Origin of the sequence: Nonomuraea sp. NPDC059023 (assembly GCF_042740095.1) — a bacterium.
GTDB lineage: Bacteria > Actinomycetota > Actinomycetes > Streptosporangiales > Streptosporangiaceae > Nonomuraea.
Genome location: NZ_JBHYIO010000005.1, coordinates 54074 through 76883, shown reverse-complemented (window position 1 = coordinate 76883; position 22810 = coordinate 54074). Strand labels below are relative to the sequence as shown.

The window sequence follows — 22810 nt, the reverse complement described above, 5'->3', positions numbered from 1 at the left end:
ACGATCTTCGAGCTGGGAGGGTCGGAGATGTCCCGCGTTACTCCGTGAAAGGGCTCATCATGCTCGCGAGGAAGCTGTTGACCGCAGTCGTGGCAGGGTCGGCGATCCTGGCCGCCGCGACCGTCACCGCCACCCCGGCCGCCGCCGACCCGGGGCTCGACCGGCGGGCGTTGCGGCAGACGCTGGAGGAGGTGCCGAAGGGCGGCGTCTACGGCATCTACTCCGACGTGCGCTACCGGCGCCAGGAGTGGCGGGGGGCCGCCGGTCGCGCCGACGTGACGACCGGTCAGCAGATGCGGCCGGACATGCGCCACCGGGTGGGCAGCATCACCAAGAGCTTCACCGCCACCGCCGTCATGCGGCTGGTGGAGCGGGGCCGCATCGGGCTCGACACGCCGGTGGAGACGTACCTGCCCGGCCTGCTGCCCGACGCGCGCATCACCGTGCGGATGCTGCTCAACCACACCAGCCACCTCGGCGACTACGACGAGGCGCTGATCACCGTTCCGGAGGACCTGGAGACCATGCGGGTCCGCCAGTACTCCAAGCAGGAGCTGATCACCCTCGGAGTGGGCGTGGGCAAGACCGGCGAACCCGGACAACTGCCGGGCGTGTACTCCAACACGAACTACATCGTCCTCGCGCTGCTGATCACCAAGGTCACCGGCGAGGAGGCCGAGGACCACATCACCCGGTCCGTGATCCGCCCGGCGGGGCTGGTGAACACGTCCTTCCCGCGCACGCCGTACCTGCCGCGCCCGCACGCCAGGGCGTACACGTCGGTGTTCGGGTACTTCGACCCGCCGCGTGACTACACCGTGTTCAACATGTCGTGGGGCTCGACCGCCGGGGCGATCGTGTCCACGATGTCCGACCTCAACCGCTTCTACCGGGCGCTGCTCGGGGGCAAGCTGGTCAGTCAGGCCTCGCTGGCGCAGATGAAGCAGACCGTTCCGGTCCTGCCGGGCGAGGGAGCGCCGTCGGCGGCCGACTACGGCCTGGGCATCTTCTCGCTGGACCTGCCCTGCGGCGGCAAGGCCTGGGGCCACGACGGCGGCGTGATCGGCATGGCGACCAACTCCTTCACCACCGAGAATCTGCGGCGGCAGGTCTCGACCGGCGTCAACCTCACCTGGCACCCGGCCGCCGAGCCGGGCGAGATCGCCCACGCGCGGCACCTGCTCACCGGGTTGTGCGGCGCCGATCAGGCCGCCGCCAAGTCCGCCCCGTTCACGGTGCCGAACCTGGACACGCCGCCGGTTCCGTCACGCTCCTGACGGAGGCTCCTCCAGTACGCGCTGGACCACGGCGAAGGCCGCGTTGGCCGCCGGGACGCCGCAGTAGACCGCGCTCTGCAACAGCACCTCGCCGATCTCGTCGGGGGACAGGCCGTTGCGGAGCGCGGCGCGGGCGTGCATGGCCAGTTCCTCCAGGTGCCCTCCGGCGACCAGCGCGGTCAGCGTGACGCAGCTACGGGTGCGGCGGTCGAGCCCGGGGCGGGTCCAGATCTCGCCCCAGGCGTAGCGGGTGATGAAGTCCTGGAAGTCGCGGGTGAAGGCGGTGGTGCGGGCGACCGCCCGGTCCACGTGCGCGTCGCCCAGGACTTCGCGCCGTACCCGCATGCCGTCCGCCGGGGGCAGATGGGCCAGCAGGGCGGCGGTGACCTGCGCGGGGCGGTCCACGGTGGCCAGGTGGGCGGCCCCGGAGATCTCCACCAGGCTCGCCCCGGGGATGCCGTCGGCCAGCAGCCGGGCGTGCGCGGGCGGCGTGGCCGGGTCCTCGCGCCCGGCGACGATCAGCGTGGGCGCCGCGATCGCGGCGAGCGACCCCCTCAGGTCGTACGCGGCCAGCGCGTCACAGCAGGCGGCGTACGTCTCGGGGTCGAACCCGGCCAGATCGTCCAGCAGCTCCTTGGCCCGCGAGGTACCCGCCCCGGCGGCGAACCAGCGCCGCGCCGCGGTGTCGAGCAGCGGAGCGGTGCCCCGCTCGCGCACCAGCCGCGCCCGTTCGTGCCAGCCCTCCGGCTCGCCGAAACGCGCCGACGAGCAGATCATCGCCAGCGAACGCACCCGCCCAGGGCACGCCAGCGCGAGCTGCGCCCCGATCGCCCCGCCGAGGGAGACGCCCGCGTGGTGGAACGCGCCGATGCCCAGCGTGTCCGCCAGCCCGATCACCGCCTCGGCCAGCTCGCCGACGGAGCCGAGCGCGGGCAGCTCGTAGCGGACCACCCGGAAACGGCGGGCGAGTTCGGGCACCTGGGCTTCCCACAGCCGCGCGGTCGTGCCCACGGACGGGCCAAGCAGAAGCGGCTCGCCGTCCGCCGGGCCGTCGATCCGGTGCCTCATGGCATGTCCTCCAGCGCTCGGGTGACCAGGTCGGCGGCGGCGCCGGTGGAGCCGGGGACGGCCAGGTTGGCGCGCATCCGGTCCGGATGCACGCGCAGGCCGGACACCAGCTCGGCGGCGTCACGGGCGGCCCCGGCCGCCAGGCGCAGCGCCTCGCGCAGCGGTTGCCACTCCGCGTGCCAGGCGCCGGGAGGCCGTTCGTCCTCGGCGGCGAGCGAGCCGTACAGAATGGAGGCCAGCGCGGGGACCTGCCGCGCGGCGGCGGCGATCATGACGGCGCGGACGGGGTTGTGCTTGTGCGGCATCGACGACGAGCCGCCGCCGGCGCCCTCCGACAGCTCGCCGATCTCGCCGCGCGACAGGACCAGCACGTCCGCGGCGAGCTTGCCGAGCGCCCCGCAGGTGAACGCCAGCGCGCCCGCCAGGTCGGCGACCGGGGCGCGCAGGACGTGCCAGGGCAGGATCGGCGCGGCGAGCCCCAGCTCGCGGGCGAACGCGGCGCACAGCGCCGGATCGAGAGTCCCGGTGGGGCCGCCGAGCTGGGCGGGCGGGTCGAGCGCCGCCAGGCGGCGGCGCGCGTCGATCGCGAGCCTGCGCCATCCGGCCGCCTTGAGCCCGAAGGTGGTGGGCACGGCCTGCTGGGTGAGCGTGCGCGCGGCCATCGGGGTGTCGCGGTGGTCGCGGGCCAGCCGGGTCAGCCCGGCGATCACGGTGTCGAGGTCGGCGAGCAGCGGGACGAGCACCCGCCGCGTGACGAGCATGAGCGCGGTGTCGAGGATGTCCTGGCTGGTGGCGCCCGCGTGCACCCACCGCGCGTGCTCGCCGGCCGCCGCGCGCAGCAGCTCGACGAGCGGGATCACGGGATTGCCGCCGGACCGCGCCCGATCGGCCAGCTCGGACAGCTCCGTCGTGGCGGGGAACGCGGCGCACGCCCGCTCGATCGCCGCGACCGCCTCCGCCGGGGCCTGGATCCTGGCCAGCGCCAGCTCCGCCTCCAGCATCGCCCGCAGCACCGCCTGGTCGCCGGTGGCCTCGCCCGCCCCCCGCATGGGCGACAACAACCCCAGATCAGCCGAACTCAAGGAAGACCGTCTCCTTCTCTCCCTGCAACCACAGGTCCCACCGGTACACACCCTCACGCTCCGGTACGGCCAGCAGCGTCCCGCCCCGTTCGATCGAGTCGGGGAACGGGCCGGGCCGCAGGTAGATCCGCGTGAACAGGTGATGCAGCAGCCCGCGCGCGAACACGCACACACTGATGTACCCGTTGCCCGGCGCCACGGTCCGCAGCAGCCAGTGCCCGTCGGCGTCGGTCGAGACACGGCCGAACCCGGTGAAGTCCGCGCCGTGCCGCCCGATGACCGCCCCGGTGGCCGGGTCGCGGCGCAGGCTGCCCGGCGCGCCGCGCAGCGAACCGGCCGCGTCGGCCTGCCAGAACTCCAGCAGCGCGTCGGGCACCGGCTCACCCGCGCCGTCGAACACCCGGCCGTGCACGGTGATCCCGCCGCCGGCCAGGTCGCCGCCGCCGGGGAAGGGCAGGGCGTAGCCGTAGAAGGGACCGACGGTCTGGGAGGGGGTCGGCGGGAGCGTCATGACTCCGTCCAGGTGGCGGCGGGCCCGTCGAGCACGATGTCCCAGCGGTAGCCGAGCGACCACTCCGGCCGCGACAGCGCGTGGTCGTAGGCGGCGACCAGCCGTTGCCTGGCGGCGGCGTCGGTCACCGAGCGCAGGACCGGGTCGTAGGGGAAGAGCGGGTCGCCGGGGAAGTACATCTGCGTGACCAGGCGCTGGGTGAAGGCGCTGCCGAAGACGGAGAAGTGGATGTGCGCCGGCCGCCAGGCGTTGCGGTGGTTGCGCCAGGGGTAGGCGCCGGGCTTGATCGTGGTGAACCGGTAGGCGCCGTCGTCGCCGGTCAGGCAGCGGCCGATGCCGGAGAAATGGGGGTCGTGCGGGGCCGGGTGGTCGTCGCGCTGGTGGGGGTAGCGGCCGGAGGCGTTGGCCTGCCAGATCTCCACGAGCTGGCCGCGGATCGGGCGGCCCTGCCGGTCGGTGATCCGGCCCTCGACGGTGATGCGCTCGCCCAGCGGCTCGCCCGTGTGCTGCCTGGTCAGGTCGGCGTCCAGGGCGGTCACGTCGGTGACGCCGAAGACGGGTCCGCGCAGCTCGGCGGCGTCCGGGTCCTTGACCGGCACCAGCGGCTGCTTGGGGTGGCGCAGCACGCTGCTGCGGTAGGGGGCGTAGTCGCGCCGCGGGTGGCCGGAGGGCTCGGGCGGCGCCGCCCACTCGGCGATCTCGCGGTCGATGTCGTCCTGCGTCAGCATGCGGGTCACCTTTCGAGCACGACGGCCAGGCCCTGGCCGACGCCGATGCAGAGGGAGGCGAGGCCGGTGCCCGACCCGGCCTCCGCGAGCTGGTGGGCCAGGGCGCCGGTCAGGCGGGCGCCGGACATGCCCAGAGGGTGGCCGAGGGCGATCGCGCCGCCGCGCGGGTTGACGATGCCGGGGTCGAGCTCGGGCATTTCGGCCAGGCAGCCGAGGACCTGGGCGGCGAAGGCCTCGTTCAGCTCGGCCACGGCCAGGTCGCCGAAGCTCCGGCCGGCCTTGGCCAGGGCGCGGCGGCTGGCCTCGACCGGGCCGAGTCCGAAGGAGGCGGGTTCGAGGGCGCTGACGCCGGAGGCCACGATCCGGGCCAGGGGCTCGCGGCCGCCGAGCCCTTCCTCGTCGGTCAGCAGGAGGGCGGCGGCGCCGTCGTTGAGGGGGGAGGAGTTGCCCGCGGTGACCGTGCCGCCGGGGCGGAAGGCGGGTTTGAGTTGGGCGAGGGCCTCCAGCGAGGTGTCGCGTCTGATGCCCTCATCCGCCGAAAAATCGCCTATCGGCACGATTTCTTGGGAAAAATCGGCTTTTGCGGCTTTCTGGTGGCTCTCCAGGGCGAACGTGTCCTGGGTCTCGCGGGCGATGCCGTACCGGTCGGCGATCAGTTCGGCGCCCTCGCCCAGCGGCACCGTGTGCTCGGCCGGCATCCGCGGGTTGACCAGCCGCCACCCGAGCGTGGTCGACACGAGCTCCGCGCCCCCGGCCGGGAAGGCGCGCGAAGGCTTCGGCAGCACCCAGGGCGCGCGGGTCATCGACTCCACGCCGCCCGCGATGACCGCCGAGGCGTCGCCCAACGCGATGGCGCGGTAGGCCTGGATCACCGCCTCCATCCCCGAACCGCACAGCCGGTTGACCGTGGCGCCCGGCGTGCTCACCGGCAGCCCCGCCAGCAACGCCGCCATGCGGGCCACGTTGCGGTTGTCCTCACCGGCGCCGTTGGCGTTGCCGAACAGCACCTCGTCCACGTGTTCGCGCCCGGTGCGCTCGGCCAGCGCCCTGACCACGTGCGCCGCCAGGTCGTCCGGGCGGGTCTCGGCCAGCGCCCCGCCGTACCGGCCGATGGGGGTGCGCACGGCGTCGGCGATGTAGACGGCTCTCATCCGATCACTGCTCCTGTACGGCCGCGCAGTTCGTCCACGCTCACGCCGGGCGCGGTCTCGACCAGCGCGAAGCCCTCGGGGGTGACGTCCAGGACGCCGAGGTCGGTGATCACCCGGTGCACGCAGGCCCGCCCGGTGAGCGGCAGCGTGCACTCCCGCACCAGCTTGGGGCTGCCGTCCTTGGCGGTGTGCTCGGTGACGACGAGCACCCGCCGCGCGCCGTGCACCAGGTCCATGGCTCCACCCATGCCCTTGACCAGGCGTCCGGGAACCATCCAGTTGGCCAGGTCGCCGCCCGCGGACACCTGCATCGCGCCGAGCACCGCCACGTCGATGTGCCCGCCGCGGATCATGCCGAACGACAGCGCCGAGTCGAAGAAGGCCGCGCCGGGCACGACGGTGACGGTCTCCTTGCCCGCGTTGATCAGGTCGGGGTCCACCTCGTCGGCCGCGGGGTAGGGGCCGACGCCGAGCACGCCGTTCTCCGAGTGCAGCGTGACCGTGATCCCGCGCGGCAGGAAGGACGGGATGCGGGTCGGCAGCCCGATCCCGAGGTTGACGTAGTCGCCGTCGCGCAGCTCCGCCGCCGCCCTGGCGGCCATCTCGTCGCGGCTCCAGCTCATGCCCGCACCGTGCGCCACTCGATGCCCTTGGCCGCGGCCTGCTCCGGGGTCAGCGGCAGCACGCGCTGCACGAAGACGCCCGGCAGGTGCACCTCGTCGGGGTCGAGGTCGGTCAGCTCCTCCACCTCGGCGATCGTGATCCGCCCCGCCATCGCGGCCAGCGGGTTGAAGTTGCGCGCAGCCTTGCGGAAGGACAGGTTCCCGTGCCGGTCGCCGCGCGCCGCCCGTACCAGCGCGAAGTCGGTGGTGATCGCGCGTTCCAGCACGTACGGCACGCCGTCGAACTCCCGCACCTCCTTGGGTGGCGCGGTCAGCGCGACCGAGCCGTCGGGGTGGTGGCGCAGGGGCAGGCCGGACTCCGCGACCGGCGTGCCCACCCCTGCGGGCGTGTAGAAGGCGGGGATGCCGCAGCCGCCGGCGCGCAGCCGTTCGGCGAGGCTGCCCTGCGGGGTCAGCTCCACCTCGACCTCGCCCGCCAGGTACCGCCGGCCGAACTCCTTGTTCTCCCCGATGTAGGAGGCGGTGACGCGGGCGATGCGCCCGGCCGCCAGCAGGAGCCCGAGGCCGCCGCCGTCGGTGCCGCAGTTGTTGGAGACCACGCCGATGCCGGTGACGCCGCTGTCCAGCAGGGCCTCGATCAGCACGGCCGGGATGCCGCTCAGGCCGAAGCCGCCGACCGCGAAGGAGGCGCCGTCGTGCACGCCGTTCAGCGCCTCCGCGGCGGAGCCGACCACCTTGTCCATTGTCGCTCCAAGCGTTCGCAGAGTGAACTAAAGTTCACTATGAGCCGGTTTCGAGTATGGGGACCGCCCCGCCGGGCTGTCAAAGGAGGGCTCATGGAGCCGAGCGGAGCGCTGGAGCGCGGACTGACGGTGCTGCGGGTGGTGACCGCCGCGCCGCAACGCCGCTGGCGCGCCACCGACCTGGTGCAGGCCACCGGGCTGGCCCGCGCGACCGTCGACCGCGTGCTGGCCACGCTGGTCACCCTCGGCTACCTGCGGGCCGACGGCCGCGACGTGCTGCTCGCGCCCCGGCTGCTGGAGCTCGGCGCCGCCTACCTCGCCGCGAGCGGCCTGCCCGCCACGCTCGGCCCGCACGCCGAGGCCCTCGCCGAAGAGCTGGACGAGTCGGTCTCCCTCGCCGTCCCCGACGGCGGCAGCGTACGCTTCGTCGCCCGCTACACCCGGCGGCGCACGATGACCGTCGCCCTGCGCGTCGGCGACGTGCTGGCCGCCGGGCGGTGCGCCGCCGGGTTCGTGCTGCTCGGGGCCGCCGTGCCCTGGGCCGTGGACGACCAGCTCGTCGAGCCCGGCCTGGTCGCCGTCGCCATGCCGGTCCACGAACCCGGCGGCGAGGCCGTCTGCGCGGTCAGCGTCATCAGCCACACCAGCCGGCACACCGCCGACGGCCTGCGCGAACACGCCCTGCCCCACCTGCGGCGTGCCGTCGCCGCCATGGAGGCCGCGCTACGCCTCGACCCGCCCCGGCGGCTCGTGCCGGGCGCCGACCTGTCGCGCGTGCCCAAGGACGAGCTGGGCGCCGCCTACCTGCAGTCGCTGGCCCGCGGGCTCGGCGTGCTCGTCGCCCTCGGGGCCGCGCCCGGCGGGCTCACGCTGGCCGAGGCGGCCCAGGTCACGGGGCTGGCGCGGGCCACGGTACGGCGGGCCGTACAGACGATGGAGCGGTTCGGCTACGTGAGCGCGCGGCGCGCCCGCTTCGTGCCCCTGCCGCGCGTCCTGGAGCTGGGGTACGCGCACCTGTCGGCGCTCACCCTCGCCGAAGTCGTCCAGCCGCACCTGGCGGCGCTCGCCGAACGGGTGCGCGAGTCCGCCTCGGTCGCCGTGCTGTCGGGGGACGACGTCGTCTACGTCGCCCGCGTACCGACGGCCAGCATCATGAGCGTGGACATCACGCTCGGCACCCGCTTCCCCGCCCACGCCACCTCGATGGGCCGCGTGCTCCTGGCCGCCGAGCCCGCCGCCCGCCTCGCCGCACTGGAGCTCAAACCCCTGACCTGCCGCACCGTCACCGACCCCAAGCTGCTGGCCGAGGCGGTACGGCAGGCGGGCCGCGACGGCTACGCGCTGGTCGACCAGGAACTGGAGGACGGCGTCCGCTCGATCGCGGTGCCCCTGTGCGACGGCGACGGCAACGTGGTCGCCGCCGTCAACGTCGCCACGCACGCCAGCCGCGCCACCACCCAGACCCTCGTGGAGCGCGTCCTGCCCGAACTCACCTCGGCCGCGGCCCGCATGACCGCCGACCTGTCCCACCTGCCGAGCTACGGCTCGATCTCCTGAACATCCGACACCACGACGAACCCCTCCTGCTGAGTGACGGCCACACCCACCAGCCCCGCCGCCACCAGCACGGCCGCCACCCACCGCCACGGCCCTGCGACCCGCCCCCGCCCCACCTGAGCCTGAGCCCGCACCTGAGCCCGTGCCTGCGTGTGCGTCCGCGGTGTTTCCTCCATCGCCACCCGCTTGCGCGCGGCCACCCAGGCCGACGCCTGCTCGGCCCCGAGCCCGCACCCGCGCGCGAACGCCTCCACCGCCTGCTCGCGCGGCAGCGTCTCACGCTTCAGCATCCCCGCCGCCGTCGAGTACGGCAGCGCGTGCCCGGCCCGCCGCGCCTGCGCCTGGATCTCCCGGTAGCTCCGCCCCGACCACGCCTTGAGCCGGCGCAACCCGCTCATGAACTCGGCACCGGTCCGCAAATCCGAAGGATCAGTTGTGTCGCTCATAGCCTGGCAGTACAGCCGACTCGCACAGACCCGCACAACCCGGAACAGCCTTCCCGCCACCTCCGAGCCACCCGGCGGGCCAGCGTCGAAGGCATGACTTCCGTATGGATCCACGCCGCCCTCGCCGGCACGCTGCTGGCGCCGGCTCCCGTCGACAAGGAGATCGTGTCCTTCCTCGCCCGGACGCTGCCGGACGGTCCCGGCGGCACCGTCGCCGTCGTGCGCGACGGCAGGCTCGTGCACTGCGCCGGTTTCGGCCTGGCCGACCGCGAACGCGGGACGCCCGCCGGGTGCGAGACCGTCTACGACATCATGTCGATCACCAAGCAGTTCACCGCCGCGGCCATCATGAAGCTGCAGATGATGGGCAAACTCCGCACCACCGACCGGATCAGCGCCCATCTCGGCCGCGTCCCCGCGGACAAGCGCGCGATCACCCTGCGCCACCTGCTCACGCACACCTCCGGCCTCGGCGATCTCGGCGATCTCGGCGACGACTACGTCCCCGTCTCGCGGGACACCATGATCAGGCGTGCCCTGGCCGCGCCCCTGCGCCAGGCCCCCGGAGCCGGGTTCCGCTACTCCAACCTCGGCTACAGCCTGCTGGCCGCCGTCGTCGAGCGCGCCTCCGGTCTCGGCTACGAGAGGTTCCTGGCCACGCACCTGTTCGCGCCCGCCGGAATGACCCGCACCGGATACGTGCTGCCGCGCTGGTCACCCGGAGACCTGGCCGTCGAGTACGACAGGCGCGGCAGGCGGCAGGGCCGTCCCACCGAGCACCCCTGGGCCAAGGACGGCCCGTACTGGTACCTGCGCGGCAACGGCGGCATGCTCTCCACCGCCGCCGACATGTACCGCTGGCACCGCGCCCTGGAGGGCGGCACCGTCCTGTCGCGCCGCGCCAAGGCCGAGATGTTCACCCCGCGCGTGCTGACCGACCGGCGCGAACGCCACTACTACGGCTATGGCTGGGGCATCGTCCCCCGCACCCGCCTCGGCCGGGTCGCCGAGCACGACGGCGGCAACGACTGGTCCTTCGGCCAGTACGCCCGCTTCACCGGCAGGCGCGTGATGGTCTTCTGGATCACCAACCAGGCCTACAGCACGGGCGGATGGAACCTGGAGGACCTCAACGGCAAGCTCACCCTGGGCCTGGCCGAGCGCGCCTAACGCGGCGCCGGCGCGTTGCGGACCACCGCGAGCGGGCATTTGGCGTAGTGCAGCATCGCCTGGCTCACCGACCCCAGGATCAGCCCGGTGAGCGCGCTCTGCCCGTGCGTCCCCACGACCAGCAGATCGGCGCCCTCGGAGGCGTTCCTGAGCGCCTGCGCCGGATGGTCGTGCACCACCTCCCACACGACCCGCACGTCGGGATGGCGGTCGCGATAGCCCGCGACCGCCTCCTTCAGCAGCCGCAGCTCGTCCTCCTCCGCGGAGGCCGACGCCAGGACGCCGTCGAGGTCGAGCCGGTTCCAGGCGTGCACCGCCCGCAGCGCCAGCCCGTGCCGGTCGGCGTGCTCGAAGGCGTACGCGAGCACGCGCTGACTCGCCGCGGAGCCGTCCACCCCCACGACCACCTCGCCGCGCGGCGCCGTGGCGGCCGGTTCCCTGACGATGACCACGTCACAGGCAGCCTGCCCGGTCACCCCTGCCGCCACCGATCCGAGCAGCAGCCCGCGGAAGCCGCCCATCCCGTGGCTGCCCATCACGAGCAGGTCGGCGCCGGCGGACAGCTCCAGCAGCGCCGCACGGGCGTCACCCGGTACGGCCCGCCGCTCGACGTCCAGGCCGGGCGCCTCCTGCCGGGCTCGTTCGACGGCGGCGGCGAGCACGGTCGCGGCGCCGTCCCGCATCCACTCGGCCACCCCGGCATACCGCTCGCCGGGAACGGCGGCGTGCGCCCAAGCGGGCATCGCGTGCACGACCAGCAGGGTCCGCCCGCGCGGCGCCGCCTCCCTGGCCGCCCAGCCGACGGCCTCAAGCCCTGCCCGCGAACCATCCACGCCGACAACGATCACGACACATCACCCCGTTCCACCCTCTTCCTATCCCATCGCTCGCCGCGGGCCTGCGGCGGGTGGGCCGGTCAGGAGGGGTACGCTCGCCGCTGGCCTGCGGCGGGTGGGCTGGTCAGGCCGGGTACGCGTGGGTCTCGGTGGCCTTGACCGAAGCCCAGATCCGCTGGCCGGGCGACAGGTCGAGCTCGGCCACGGCCGCGGGGGTGATGTCGGCGAACGCGGAGACGGGGCCGCCGAGGTGCACGCGGACGTTGTCGCCGTGCCGTTCGATGCCGTCGATGCGGGCCTGCCACAGGTTGCGCGGGCTGCCGTCCGGCCGGGAGCGGTACAGGGCCACGGCGGCGGGCGGGAAGGCCACGAACGCCGGCCCGTCGAAGTGCTCGCTGGCGTGCAGCAGCAGCTCGCCCACCTTGACCCCGGACTCGGCGGCCACCCCGCGGTACAGGTTGAGCCCGACCAGGCGAGCCACGTAGTCGGTCCTGGGGCGGCGGGCGACCTCGGCGGGGGCGCCCTGCTGCACGATGTACCCGCCCTCGATCACGATCAGCCGGTCGGCCAGCACCATGGCGTCGAGCGGGTCGTGGGTGACCAGGACGGTGGCGCCGTCGAAGTCGTTGAGGTGGCGGCGCAACTGCGAGCGGACCTCCAGCCGGGTGTGGGCGTCGAGCGCGGCCAGCGGCTCGTCCAGCAGCAGCAACTCGGGCCGTACGGCCAGCGCCCGCGCCAGCGCGACCCGCTGCGCCTGCCCGCCGGACAACTGCCGCGGCTTGGCGGCGGCCTTGTCGGCCAGCCCGACCCGCTCCAGCAGGGCGGCGGCGGTACGGCGCGCCTCGGCCTTGGCGACCCCGCGGCAGCGCGGTCCGAACGCGACGTTCTCCAGCGCGGACAGGTGCGGGAAGAGCAGGTAGTCCTGGAACACCATGCCGATCGGGCGGCTCTCGGCGGGCAGGGCGTCCAGGTCCCGGCCGCGCAGGCTGATCCGGCCGCCGGACATGCCGGTGAGCCCGGCCAGGGCGCGCAGCGCGGTGGTCTTGCCCGCGCCGTTGGGCCCGAGCAGCGCCACCACCTCGCCGGGGGCCACGTCGAGCGCGATGTCGAGCGTGAACGCCGGCCGGCTCACCCGCAACCGGGCCCGCAGACCGACCGCCTCCACCCCCGCCGCACCACGCACGATCATGGGCTGTTCACCCACCGGTCGCGCAGGCTGGCCAGGATGATCACCGAGACCGCGAGCAGCACCAGGCTGAGCACGATCGCCGCCTCCGGCTCGGTCTCCAGCGCCAGGTAGACCGCCAGCGGCATCGTGCGGGTGGTGCCGGGGAAGTTCCCGGCGAACGTGATCGTCGCCCCGAACTCGCCCAGCGCCCGCGCCCAGCACAACACCGCCCCCGCCACCACCCCCGGCATGATCATCGGCAGCGTGACCCGCCGGAACACGATCCACCGGGAGGCGCCGAGCGTGGCCGCCGCCTCCTCGAAGCGCTGGTCGGCCCCGCGCAGCGCGCCCTCCACACTGATCACCAGGAACGGCATCGCCACGAACGCCTCAGCGATGACCACCCCCGCCGTGGTGAACGGCAGCGTGATCCCGAACGCCGACTCCAGCCACTGCCCGACGAGCCCCCGCCGCCCCAGCACGAGCAGCAGCGCGACGCCGCCGACCACCGGCGGCAGCACCAGCGGTACGGTCACCAGCGCCCGCACCAGCCGCCGCCCGGGAAAGCTCACCCGGGCCAGCAGCCAGGCCAGCGGCACGCCGAGCACCAGGCAGATGAGCGTGGCCAGGGAAGCGCTCACCACCGACAGCCGCAGCGCCTCCAGCACGTGCGGCTCGGCCAGCCGCGGGCCGAGCGTGGACCAGGGCGCGCGGATCAGCAGCCCGGCCAGCGGCAGTACCAGGAACACCAGGCCGGCGACGGCGGGCACCACCAGCATCCATGGCAGCCGCCCGGCCCGCTCCCGCGTGGTAGAGCTCATCGGGATCAGGGCGCCTCGAAGCCGGCCCTGGTCAGCACGTCCTTGCCCTGCTGCGACAGCACCAGGTCGGCGAACCGCTTGGCCAGGTCACCGGCGGGCGCCTTGGTCAGGGTGGCGATCGGGTAGTCGTTGATCGCCTTGTCGGCCTCGGGGAAGGGGATCCCGGTCACCTTGCCGGCCGAGGCGATCACGTCGGTCGTGTAGACCAGCGCGGCGTCCACCTCGCCGAGCTCGACCTTGGTCAGCGTGGCCTTGACGTCCTGCTCCAGCGTGACCGGCGTGACCTTGAGACCGGCCGCGCCCAGCGCCTTGACCGCGGCGGCCCCGCACGGCACCTGCTCGGCGCACAGCGCGACCTTGACCTTGGGGTCGGCCAGGTCCTTCAGTTCGTCGACCTTGGCCGGGTTGTCGGCCGGGACCGCGATCCGCAGCTTGTTGCGGACGAACGTGGCGGGCGCGCCGGCCAGGGAGGCGTCGGTGACGGTCTTCATCGTGGCCGGGCTAGCGGCGGCGAACACGTCGGCCGGAGCGCCCTGGACGATCTGCTGGGCCAGCGTGGCGCTGGAGCCGAAGTTGAACTTCACCGTCGTGCCCGGATGCGCGGCCTCGAAGGTCTTGCCGAGCTCGGTGAACGTCCCGGTCAGCGAGGCCGCCGCGAACACCGTCAGCTCCTTGGCCCCGCCCGCGGGGGAGGCCGAGGCGCTCGTCGCGGCGGGCTGTCCGGAACCGCACCCGGACAACACCGCCAGCGCGATGACCCATGGGGAAAGACGCCTGAACATCGAGGGGCTCCTCACGCCGCACCGGCCACGCGCTCGTGACCGGGGATCTCGACGACGACGTTGGTGGACTTGATCACGGCGACCGCCACCACCCCCACCTCCAGGCCGAGCTCGTCGGCGGCCTGACGGCTCATCAGCGACACCACACGGAACGGCCCCGCGGCGATCTCCACCTGGGCCATCACCGCGTCGCGGATCACCTCGGTCACGATGCCGCGGAACCGGTTGCGCGCCGAGGACCGGCCGCCCTCGACCTCCTCGACCTGGGCGCGGGCGAACGCGGCCAGCTCGGCGCCGTCGACCTGCCGGTGGCCGTGCTCGTCGCGCTCGGCGCCGAGGCGGCCCGCGTCCACCCAGCGGCGGATCGTGTCCGCGCTGACCCCGAGCAGCGCGGCGGCTTCACTGATACGAAACGTCGTCACGAACGCCTAGGTTACCCTTCGCAGATTCAAGCCCGCACACCGGCGGCCCCCCGCATCAGCGGACAGGGCCACCGTTTCGTCCTGGCATGCGCGGGAGGTCAGTTCGCCGGGGAGAGAAGGTCGTCGTGCAGCTTGCCGAGCACCTCGTCGAGGGCGGCGGCCACGAAGGAGGCGGCGACCTGCCGGTTGAGGTCGGCGCTCTGGCTGACGAGCTTCTCCGCCACCTGCCCCGACATCTTGGCGGCGATCTTCTGGGGGAAGGTGTTCCATTCGTACACCAGGAAGGCGACGATCAGCGGGATGACGATGAAGCCGACGAGCGCGCCGGCGCCCGCGCCGAACAGCTTGACCAGCAGCATCTTCAGGACCAGCGCGACCCCGATCTTCTTGAGCAGGATGATCAGGACCTTCTGGAACGCCGCGCTGGCCAGCACGGCGCCCACGGCCTTGGCCACCGCGACCTTCACCATGGGCAGCGCGAGCGCCTTGGCCAGCAGGGCGGCGACGGTGGCGCCGAGCGTGGTGTGCATGGCGTGGGTGGCGCTCGCGAGGGCCATGTCGGCCGCCTGCTCACCGACGGTGGTGTGCGTGGAGAGCGTGATGGAGTCCTTCACCTCCCGCTGCACGTGCGCGGCGAGGTCGCGGAACTCCTCCTCCAGGATGCGGTGGATGGCGGCGTTCTCCACGAGCTGGCGGCCGAGGACCTCCGCCAGGTCCGCCATCGTCTCCTCTGACTGGTAGAACTCCGTGGTGGCCGCGACGACGGCGGCCTCGACGACGTCCTCGATCCGGCAGGAGATCGTCGCGCCGCCGGTGCCTTTGACGTAGTGGAAGAGCGACTTGGCGTAGTCGGGGGTGGGGGACGGGCTCACCGTCCGGGTGTGGCCGCCTTCGGTGACGGTCAGCGTGAGCAGCTCCGAGGTCGTGCGCGCGTTGATCGCGGCGGACACGCGTGTCTCGATGGCCGACCGTAGCTGGGGGGCGCGCTCGCCGAGCGCGTCGGTGAGCGCGTTGAGGTCGATCTCCTGCCGCAGGAGGTCCGCGGTCATACCAGATGGGCTCATGCACTCACTGTCGGTTCGGGACGTGGCCGCGGGCCATGACGGCATGGCTGACAGCGCGTCAGCGCGTGCAAACGTCGCGCAAGTCACGGTACGCCGGGCTCTTGGAAAACGCTTGCCCGGAGGCTACGGTTCTCTCAATGCTCCGATGAATACGAGCATTTGACGGCTTTGTTTGCTCTTTTTGAGGGATATTTCCCTTGATTAGTAGGAGGTTTCATGATCAATGCTCCGCGCCTGCTCGCCGCGGCCGTCCTCGCCTTAGGCCTGGCCCAGAGCCCGGCCGTGGCCGAGTCCGCGTCCGAGGTGCTCGTGGCGAATCCGGCCGAGCTCGCCAAGGCCCTGGCGGACGCCGGCCCCGGCGACACGATCGTCATGGCCGACGGCACGTGGGAGAACGCCTTCCTCGACCTCAGCGCCGCCACCGCGCCCGGCAGGCCGGTGACGCTGCGGGCCCAGACGCCCGGCAAGGTCGTGCTCACCGGCCGGTCGGGGATCTCGCTGAACAGTCCCGACCTCGTGGTCAGCGGCCTGACCTTCACCGACGGCACCGTGCCCGAGGGCAAGGGGTCGGTCATCACGTTCAACAGCGACCGGGGCCGGGTCACCGACACGGCCGTGGTGAACTTCAACCCGGCCGAGCCGCAGACCGCCTACTACTGGGTCTACTTCCGCGGCGGCGCCAACCGGCTCGACCACGTCCTGCTGGAGGGCAAGAACCACCAGGAGCCTGTCGTGGGCAACGACCGGGGGCCGCGGGCCACGTACAACAAGGTCGATCACAGCCGCTTCGCCAACGTCCCCAACATCGGGCGCAACGGCATGGAGGCGCTGCGCATCTGGGGTTACGGGCAGTGGGGCGATCTCGGGACGACGGAGGGGGCGTACTTCACCATCGAGAACAACCTCTTCGAGCACGTCGACGGCGACGACGAGATCATCTCGCTGAAGTCCAACCACAACACCGTGCGCCACAACACGATCAAGCAGTCCAGCGGCGGCCTCGTCCTGCGCTACGGCAACTACAACACGGTCGAGAACAACGTCATCCTGGGCGAGCGGTACCCGGCCAGCGAGGGCATCCGGGTCAGCGGCGACCACCACACCGTACGCGGCAACTACGTGGCCGGAGTCTCCGGTTACGGGCTCAAGGTCACCAGCGGCGAGCACATGTTCGACGAGAACAACCAGCTCGACTACCTGACGCCCGGCTTCGTGCCGCAGAAGAACCCGCTCGCCCCCTACGGCTACCTCTTCCACTACGGACAGGTGACCGACAGCCGGTTCACCGGCAACATGTTCGTCGACAACGCCAAGAGCGACATGCACCTCGGCTGGTTCTACAAGAACCACTGGCCCGGCTACCAGATGGTCCTCCTGCCCACGCGCAACACCTTCACCGGCAACCTCGCCTACCGCCCGGCGGGCGGCGTCTCGGTGCAGACCAGCAAGCAGGACACCGCGCCGCCGTTGCAGAAGTTCGTCTTCGAGCCCAACACCTTCCGCGGCAACGTCGTCGTCGGCGGCACGCTCGACGTCAACGCGCCCAACACCGCCGACGGCATCACGGTCGTGCCCCTCGCGGGGAAGGCCGCCCCGAGGGTCCCGCGGAGCGCGAGCACGGCGGACACCGGGCCGGCCTGGCGCGAGTGAGCGGTCAGGCAAGGAAGAGTTCGATCACCGGGACGGCGACCGGGGGACGCTGAACGGGCAGCTGAAGGGTCAAGGTGCCCTCCGGCTGCCCGCCCATCTTGGTGTTCTGCGCGACCTCGCCGGGTTGGGTGACGACCATCCTGATCTCCGAGGCGTCGTCGAGCAGCTGCGCGTAGCGGACCTTGCCCGCCAGCCCCGGCAGGTGCACGTGGCGCAGCGGCCAGCTGAACAGGTGAAGGTAGAGGCGGTCGCCGTTCTGGGTGTAGCGGCAGTCGGCCGGCGGGGTGAACGACGCGGGCCCGCAGCCGCGGATCGAGCGCTCGTGCCGGTCCATCCAGGCGCCGATCTCGCCCAGGATGGCCAGCGCCCTGGGGTCGATCTCGCCCCGGCCGGTCGGGCCCACGTTGAGCAGCAGGTTGCCGCCCTTGGCGACGCCGTCCACCAGCATGCGGATGAGCAGCTCCGGGCTCTTGTAGTCGAGGTTGTCGCGGTCGTAGCCCCAGCTTCCGTTGAGCGTCTGGCAGGCCTCCCACACCTCGGCCAGTGGTCCGGAGGGCTGGTACTGCTCGGGCGTGACGAAGTCGCCCGGCAGGCCGGTGCGGTCGTTGACCAGGATGCCGGGCTGCAGCTCGCGGACCATCTCCAGCAGTTCGGCCGAGCCCCAGTCCGCGGCGCCCTTGCCGCCCCACCACTCCTTCCTGCCGGCGTAGGAGAAGTCGAAGAACAGGTAGTCGATCTTTCCGTAGCGGGTGAGCAGCTCGCGGACCTGCCCGTGCAGGTAGCGCCGGTACTCGGCGATGTCGCCGCCGCCCTCGCCGTCCACCTCGTCACGGCGGGGGTGGGTGCCGTCGACGGGGAAGGACGGGTGGTGCCAGTCGATCAGCGAGTGGTAGAAGCCGACCTTCAGCCCCTCGGCCCTGCAGGCCTCGGCGAACGGCCCCACCAGGTCCTTCCCGTACGGCGTGCGGGTCGCCTTGTAGTCGGTCAGATCGCTGTCCCACAGGCAGAACCCGTCGTGGTGCTTGGTCGTCAGCACCACGTAGCGCATCCCGGCGGCCTTGGCCGCGCGCGCCCAGCCGGCCGGGTCGTAGCGATCGGGGGAGAAGTGGTCGAAGTAGACCTGGTACTGCTCGTCGGTCATCTTCTCCCTGGTCTTGACCCACTCGTGCCGGGCCGGCAGGGCGTACAGGCCCCAGTGGACGAACATCCCGAATCTGTCATGGGTGAACCACGTCATGAAAAATCATCCCTTGAGGGCGCCGGAGGACAGGCCATGAACGAACGAACGCTGGAAGAACAGGAACACGATCACCGAGGGCAGCAGGGCCAGCAGCGAGGCCGCCATGACCACGCCCGGCGTCACGATGGGGTCGATGCGCAGGGTCCGCAGCGCCAGCGGCAGCGTGTAGGACGAGGCGTCCTGCGCCACCAGCAACGGCAGCAGGTACTGGTCCCAGATCATGGTGAAGCCGAACACGCCGATGACCCCGAGCGCGGGCTTGCACATCGGCAGGATGATCTGCGCGAAGATCCGCAGCTCGCCCGCCCCGTCGATCCGCGCCGCCTCCTCCAGCTCGCGCGGCACGTCCTTCATGAACTCGGTCATCACCAGGATGGAGAACGCCCAGGCGCCGAGCGGCACGATCATGCCGGCCAGCGTCCCGATGAGGTTCACGTGGATCACCGGCACGTCGGCCAGGATGATCGACAGCGGGATGGCCAGGATCTCCTCGGGCAGCATGAGCGTCGCGAGAATGGCCACGAACACCAGCGACATGAACCGGAACCGCTTGCGCGCCAGCGCGTACGAGGCCAGCACCGAGACCGTGACCTGGAGCAGCAGCCCGAAGCCCACGACGAGGAAGGAGTTGAGCAGATACTTCAGCACGCCCTGGTCGACGGCCACCGTGAAGTTGTCCAGCGTGGGGCTGGTCGGCACCAGGCTCAGCTGGGTCGGGTCGGAGACGTGGTTGAAGGCGCTGACCAGCAGGGCCAGCAGCGGCCCCGCGAACACGACCAGCACCAGCGAGTAGATCACCAGCTTCGTCGCGCGGCCCGCGGGGGTCGCGTTCTCCTTGAGACCGAGAGCCGTCTCGCTCATCGGTTCTCCTTCCTTCTGAGCAGGTAGACGAAGACCGTCAGCACGAGAGTCGCGACGAACAGCAGGACCGCCCCCGCCGCGCCGACGCCCAGCCGGTTCTGCTCCAGGCCGAGCTTGTAGATGAGGGTCATGACCACTTCGGTGGAGCCGTTCGGCCCGCCGTTCGTCAGCAGGAACACCTCGGTGAAGACCCGCAGCCCGCGGATGGCGGCCAGCACGAACAGGATCGTGAAGACCGAGCGCAGGCCGGGCAGCGTGACGTGCAGGATCCGGCGCCATCGGGAGGCGCCGTCGACGGTGGCGGCCTCGTAGAGGTCCCGGTTGACGCCGGCCAGCCCCGCCATGAAGATCATCATGTCGTACGGCGCGCCGCGCCAGATCCCGGTCATGATCACCGAGGCCATGGAGGCGTCCGGGTCGTTGATGAACCCGGACGGCCCGAGCCCGACCAGCCCGATGATCGAGTTGATCATGCCGTCGGCCGTTGGGTGGTACATGATCCGCCAGAGCTCGGCGACCACCGCCATCGGCACCACGACCGGCAGGAACGCGGCGGACCTGATGAAGCCGAGCTTGCGGCTCTGCCCCTCCATCAGCAGCGCCAGCGCGAACCCGAGCGCCATCGAGCCGGCCGTCTGCCCCACGGCCAGCACGATCGTGTGCCAGGCCGCGCTGTGGAAGCCCTCGGAGGCGAGCATCGTGGCGTAGTTGCCGGTCCCGACCCACTTGTTGCCGAGGAACGGCTGGACGTCCTGGAAGGACATGACCAGCGCGTTGCCCATCGGGATGAACTTGAAGAGCGCGAACAGGATGATCGCCGGAGCCAGGAACAGCCACGGGATCCACCAGCGGCCGTCCCGCCCCCCGTTCTTGGAACGGGGAGCGGGGGCGCCGGTCGTCGCTCGCGCGGCGACGGGACTCAGTTGCTCGACGCTCATGAGGCGGCGATGCCCTGTTCGGTGAGGATGGCGGCGAGCTTGGTGTCGAGCTTGCCGAGTTCGGCCTTGAGGTCGAGGGAGCAGTCCGCCACGAGCGCGTTGACGGTCTCGGCCGACACCTGGCGCACCGGGGTCCAGTTCGGCAGCGACGGCGCGTACCGGCCGGAGGTCTGGTAGGCCTCGGCGAAGGTCTTCCAGCGCGGGTCGGGCCGCACCTGGGCGATGTCGACGGTGGTGTTGACGGGCAACTGCACGATGTACGCCGCTTCGCCCTCCATGCCGATCTTCTGGCCTTCGGCCGAGATGGCGAAGGCGGCGAAGGCGTCCTGCGCGGCCTGGTTGGGCGAGCCGGCCATCAGGTAGACCGCGCCGCCCTCTGCCAGCACCTCGGCGCTCTTGGCGCCCTTGGGCATCGCCATGACCTCGTACTTGTCCTTGCCCAGCGCCTTGTCGAAGCGGGGCAGCAGGTAGGGACCGACGACGTAGAGACCGGCCTTGCCCGCCTCGAACGTCTCGTTCGTCGGCGGCGTGTCCATGGTGACCGCGCCCGGCTGGATCACCTTGTCCTTGCAGCCCAGGTCGCGGAACCACTGCATCGCGGCGACGGACTCGGCGGTGGACATGGCCGGCTTGTACTTGCCGCCGCCCGCGTCGGCCACGAAGTCGCCGCCCGCGGCCCAGAGGAAGTTCGAGAAGTACCAGGACGCGTATCCGCGCTTGGTCGACAGCGGCGCCGCCAGCCCGTAGGTGTCGGCCTCGCCGTTGCCGTCGGGGTCCTTCTCGGTGAACGCCTTGGCCATCGCCGCCAGGTCCGCCCAGCTCTGCGGCGGCTTCAGGCCCAGCTTCTCGCGCCAGTCCTTGCGGATGAGCAGCGCGGTCGCCTGTGCCGAGTACGGCAGGCCGTACTGCTTGCCGTCCACGGCCTTGCCCGCGGCCAGGGCCCGCTCGCTGACGTCCTTGGCGCCGGCGACCTTGGACAGGTCGATCTCGCGCAGCAGGCCCTGGCTCTGCATCGTTCCGAGCTGGGCGACGTCGTTCATGACGATGTCCGGCAGGTCCTTCTGCGCGGCACGCTGCTGCATCTTCGTCTCGAAGTCGTCGAAGATGGCCGTCACCTTGACCTTGTGGCCCGTGGCCTTCTCGAACGCCGCGGCCAGCTTGATCGTGCCCTGCTCACCCGGCCCGCCGGGCGTCGTCCTGGTCCAGAGCTCCAGGGGCGCCGAGGCATCCTGTTCGACGTCGCCTCCCGCCGGACCGGAGCCGCACCCGGTCAGCACCAGCGCGGCAGCAAGGAGACAACTCACCTTGTATTTGGCATGTGTCCGCATATGTGAACGGCTCCCAGTCTCTTGGATAACGCTTTCCGAGAAGCTAGCGTTGCCCCATTGGCACGGTCAATGGTCCGATGACTCCCGGCCGAAATCGATGCGTAACAAGCCGCGTGCTGCCACTGACCCGATGACTCTTGATGACTCTGGAGCGTTCATGTCCGAGCTCGATCCCCGGCCCATCGCCCTGCTCGTCATGGAGGAACGGCGGCGCGGCGACGTCTACCCGCCCGAGGTCCTGCGCGACCTGGACGAACTGGTCAGATGGAGCGCGCCACCGCGCACCCGGGAACACCTGGCCGAGGACCCGGACGTGCTGGCGGAGGTGGAGATCCTGCTGACCGGATGGAGCCCGCCCCGGCTCGACGCGACGCTGCTGAGCCGGGCGCCCAAGCTGCGCGCGGTGCTGGTCGCCGCCGGCTCGGTACGGCCGCTGACCACGCCGGAGTTCTGGGCCCGCGAGATCCCGATCGTCTCCGCCGCCTCCGCCAACGCGATCCCGGTGGCGGAGTTCGCGCTGGCCCAGATCCTGCTCGCGCTGAAGCAGGCCCACCGGATCGCCCGCGAGATCCGGGCCGAGCGCCGCTACCCGCACGATCCGCGCGTCGCCGGCGGGTACCGCTCCCGCGTCGGCCTGTTCGGCCTCGGCGCGATCGGCCGCCTCGTCGCCGCCCACCTGCGGAACTTCGACGTGGAGGTACTGGCCTGCGACCCCGTGGCCGACCCCGCCGGGCTGGGCGTGCGCCTGGTGGAGCTGCCCGAGCTCTTCGCCGCCTGCTCGGTCGTCAGCCTGCACGCGCCGTTGCTGCCCGAGACGGAAGGCCTGGTCGACGGCGAGCTGCTCGACCTCCTGGAGCCCGGCGGCACCCTGATCAACACCGCCCGCGGCGCGCTGGTGGACGAGCCCTCCCTCGTGGACGTCCTGCGCCGCAGGACCGACCTCACCGCGGTACTCGACGTCACCTGGCCGGAACCGCCGCCGCCGGACTCACCGCTGTTCACCCTGCCCAACGTCGTCCTGACCGCGCACGTGGCGGGAGCCCTGGGCGGTGAGCGGGCGCGCATGGGGGAACTGGTCGTGGACGAGCTGCGCCGCCTGGCCGGCGGGGAGGCCTTCCGGCATGCCGTACCGGCTGACCGGGCGCACATCATGGCGTGACAGCCGGGGAGCGAGCGCACGTCCGCGGCGTGACGGCCGGGGAGCGGGCGCACGTCAGGGTGTGACGGTGGCGGGGGGGGGGCCCGCGAGTAAAAAACGGCCACGCCCCCGGCGGGGGGGTAGCGTGGGGGGGGGGTGATGGGGGAGGTCACGCGCCACCACCAGGGTGTGTGTTTGGAGGTGAT

Annotated in this window: 23 protein-coding genes; 5 read left to right on the top strand and 18 right to left on the bottom strand. The window is 72.1% G+C overall.

Features of this window, described 5'->3' with window-relative positions; genetic code table 11:
- Window positions 1–59 precede the first annotated feature (59 nt).
- The gene (locus ACFWYW_RS10470; RefSeq protein WP_379619512.1) at window positions 60–1277 is read left to right on the top strand and encodes a serine hydrolase domain-containing protein; all 1218 of its coding nucleotides are present in this window, start codon (window positions 60–62) and stop codon (window positions 1275–1277) included.
- Here ACFWYW_RS10470 and pcaC read toward each other — a convergent pair.
- Genes pcaC through ACFWYW_RS10435 form a run of 7 tightly spaced genes read right to left on the bottom strand, consistent with a single transcriptional unit; the run spans window position 1266 to window position 7183 of the window.
- Window positions 1266–2345 carry a 4-carboxymuconolactone decarboxylase gene (pcaC, locus tag ACFWYW_RS10465; RefSeq protein WP_379640958.1) on the bottom strand — a complete coding sequence of 360 codons (1080 nt, stop codon included), beginning with the start codon at window positions 2343–2345 and terminating at the stop codon, window positions 1266–1268. The genes ACFWYW_RS10470 and pcaC overlap by 12 nt on opposite strands.
- Window positions 2342–3427, bottom strand: coding sequence for a lyase family protein (locus ACFWYW_RS10460; protein WP_379619508.1), 1086 nt, complete (start codon window positions 3425–3427; stop codon window positions 2342–2344). Before ACFWYW_RS10460 ends, pcaC begins: the two co-directional genes overlap by 4 nt.
- Entirely contained in the window at window positions 3414–3938 is a 525-nt protein-coding gene (locus tag ACFWYW_RS10455) for a protocatechuate 3,4-dioxygenase subunit alpha (protein WP_379619506.1), read from the bottom strand. Before ACFWYW_RS10455 ends, ACFWYW_RS10460 begins: the two co-directional genes overlap by 14 nt.
- Window positions 3935–4666, bottom strand: coding sequence for a protocatechuate 3,4-dioxygenase subunit beta (pcaH, locus tag ACFWYW_RS10450; protein WP_379619504.1), 732 nt, complete (start codon window positions 4664–4666; stop codon window positions 3935–3937). The genes ACFWYW_RS10455 and pcaH overlap by 4 nt, the downstream gene beginning before the upstream one ends.
- 5 nt (window positions 4667–4671) lie before the next feature.
- Entirely contained in the window at window positions 4672–5817 is a 1146-nt protein-coding gene (locus tag ACFWYW_RS10445) for a thiolase family protein (RefSeq protein WP_379619502.1), read from the bottom strand.
- On the bottom strand, window positions 5814–6440 hold the full coding sequence (locus ACFWYW_RS10440) for a CoA transferase subunit B (protein ID WP_379619500.1): 627 nt from the start codon (window positions 6438–6440) through the stop codon (window positions 5814–5816). The genes ACFWYW_RS10445 and ACFWYW_RS10440 overlap by 4 nt, the downstream gene beginning before the upstream one ends.
- The gene (locus ACFWYW_RS10435) at window positions 6437–7183 is read right to left on the bottom strand and encodes a CoA transferase subunit A (protein WP_379619498.1); all 747 of its coding nucleotides are present in this window, start codon (window positions 7181–7183) and stop codon (window positions 6437–6439) included. The genes ACFWYW_RS10440 and ACFWYW_RS10435 overlap by 4 nt, the downstream gene beginning before the upstream one ends.
- 93 nt (window positions 7184–7276) lie before the next feature.
- Between ACFWYW_RS10435 and ACFWYW_RS10430 the strand changes: the two genes are divergently transcribed.
- A complete protein-coding gene (locus tag ACFWYW_RS10430) occupies window positions 7277–8740 on the top strand; it encodes an IclR family transcriptional regulator C-terminal domain-containing protein (RefSeq protein WP_379619496.1) in 1464 nt (487 codons plus the stop codon).
- Here ACFWYW_RS10430 and ACFWYW_RS10425 read toward each other — a convergent pair.
- Window positions 8722–9138: a hypothetical protein gene (locus tag ACFWYW_RS10425; protein WP_379619494.1), complete on the bottom strand. Its 417-nt coding sequence runs from the start codon at window positions 9136–9138 to the stop codon at window positions 8722–8724. The two genes, ACFWYW_RS10430 and ACFWYW_RS10425, sit on opposite strands and share 19 nt — an antisense overlap.
- Window positions 9139–9279: 141 nt before the next feature.
- Between ACFWYW_RS10425 and ACFWYW_RS10420 the strand changes: the two genes are divergently transcribed.
- Window positions 9280–10356 carry a serine hydrolase domain-containing protein gene (locus ACFWYW_RS10420; protein WP_379619492.1) on the top strand — a complete coding sequence of 359 codons (1077 nt, stop codon included), beginning with the start codon at window positions 9280–9282 and terminating at the stop codon, window positions 10354–10356.
- On the opposite strand, the gene ACFWYW_RS10415 is transcribed toward ACFWYW_RS10420, so the two are convergent.
- The 6 genes from ACFWYW_RS10415 to ACFWYW_RS10390 all read right to left on the bottom strand — a co-directional run bounded on the left by ACFWYW_RS10415 (window position 10353) and on the right by ACFWYW_RS10390 (window position 15449).
- Window positions 10353–11204: a universal stress protein gene (locus ACFWYW_RS10415; protein ID WP_379619490.1), complete on the bottom strand. Its 852-nt coding sequence runs from the start codon at window positions 11202–11204 to the stop codon at window positions 10353–10355. The two genes, ACFWYW_RS10420 and ACFWYW_RS10415, sit on opposite strands and share 4 nt — an antisense overlap.
- A 112-nt stretch (window positions 11205–11316) precedes the next feature.
- Entirely contained in the window at window positions 11317–12381 is a 1065-nt protein-coding gene (locus ACFWYW_RS10410; RefSeq protein ID WP_379619488.1) for an ABC transporter ATP-binding protein, read from the bottom strand.
- Window positions 12378–13181, bottom strand: a complete 804-nt coding sequence (locus ACFWYW_RS10405) for an ABC transporter permease (protein ID WP_379619486.1) — start codon at window positions 13179–13181, stop codon at window positions 12378–12380. The genes ACFWYW_RS10410 and ACFWYW_RS10405 overlap by 4 nt, the downstream gene beginning before the upstream one ends.
- A gap of 5 nt (window positions 13182–13186) precedes the next feature.
- Window positions 13187–13963: a molybdate ABC transporter substrate-binding protein gene (gene modA / locus ACFWYW_RS10400; RefSeq protein WP_379619484.1), complete on the bottom strand. Its 777-nt coding sequence runs from the start codon at window positions 13961–13963 to the stop codon at window positions 13187–13189.
- Between the two features lie 11 nt (window positions 13964–13974).
- Complete coding sequence (locus ACFWYW_RS10395) at window positions 13975–14385, bottom strand: molybdopterin-binding protein (RefSeq protein ID WP_379619482.1); 411 nt, start codon at window positions 14383–14385, stop codon at window positions 13975–13977.
- Between the two features lie 98 nt (window positions 14386–14483).
- The gene (locus ACFWYW_RS10390) at window positions 14484–15449 is read right to left on the bottom strand and encodes a hypothetical protein (RefSeq protein ID WP_379619480.1); all 966 of its coding nucleotides are present in this window, start codon (window positions 15447–15449) and stop codon (window positions 14484–14486) included.
- A gap of 216 nt (window positions 15450–15665) precedes the next feature.
- Here ACFWYW_RS10390 and ACFWYW_RS10385 point away from each other — a divergent pair, with 216 nt between their 5' ends.
- The gene (locus ACFWYW_RS10385; RefSeq protein ID WP_379619478.1) at window positions 15666–17099 is read left to right on the top strand and encodes a polysaccharide lyase 6 family protein; all 1434 of its coding nucleotides are present in this window, start codon (window positions 15666–15668) and stop codon (window positions 17097–17099) included.
- A gap of 4 nt (window positions 17100–17103) precedes the next feature.
- Here ACFWYW_RS10385 and ACFWYW_RS10380 read toward each other — a convergent pair whose 3' ends face one another.
- Genes ACFWYW_RS10380 through ACFWYW_RS10365 form a run of 4 tightly spaced genes read right to left on the bottom strand, consistent with a single transcriptional unit; the run spans window position 17104 to window position 21442 of the window.
- A complete protein-coding gene (locus tag ACFWYW_RS10380; RefSeq protein ID WP_379619476.1) occupies window positions 17104–18336 on the bottom strand; it encodes an alpha-L-fucosidase in 1233 nt (410 codons plus the stop codon).
- A gap of 6 nt (window positions 18337–18342) precedes the next feature.
- The gene (locus ACFWYW_RS10375; RefSeq protein WP_379619474.1) at window positions 18343–19200 is read right to left on the bottom strand and encodes a carbohydrate ABC transporter permease; all 858 of its coding nucleotides are present in this window, start codon (window positions 19198–19200) and stop codon (window positions 18343–18345) included.
- Window positions 19197–20138 carry a carbohydrate ABC transporter permease gene (locus ACFWYW_RS10370; protein ID WP_379632822.1) on the bottom strand — a complete coding sequence of 314 codons (942 nt, stop codon included), beginning with the start codon at window positions 20136–20138 and terminating at the stop codon, window positions 19197–19199. Before ACFWYW_RS10370 ends, ACFWYW_RS10375 begins: the two co-directional genes overlap by 4 nt.
- Window positions 20135–21442, bottom strand: a complete 1308-nt coding sequence (locus tag ACFWYW_RS10365) for an extracellular solute-binding protein (RefSeq protein ID WP_379619470.1) — start codon at window positions 21440–21442, stop codon at window positions 20135–20137. Before ACFWYW_RS10365 ends, ACFWYW_RS10370 begins: the two co-directional genes overlap by 4 nt.
- 181 nt (window positions 21443–21623) lie before the next feature.
- On the opposite strand from ACFWYW_RS10365, the gene ACFWYW_RS10360 reads away from it, so the two are divergent.
- On the top strand, window positions 21624–22625 hold the full coding sequence (locus ACFWYW_RS10360) for a hydroxyacid dehydrogenase (RefSeq protein ID WP_379619468.1): 1002 nt from the start codon (window positions 21624–21626) through the stop codon (window positions 22623–22625).
- Window positions 22626–22810 lie beyond the last annotated feature (185 nt).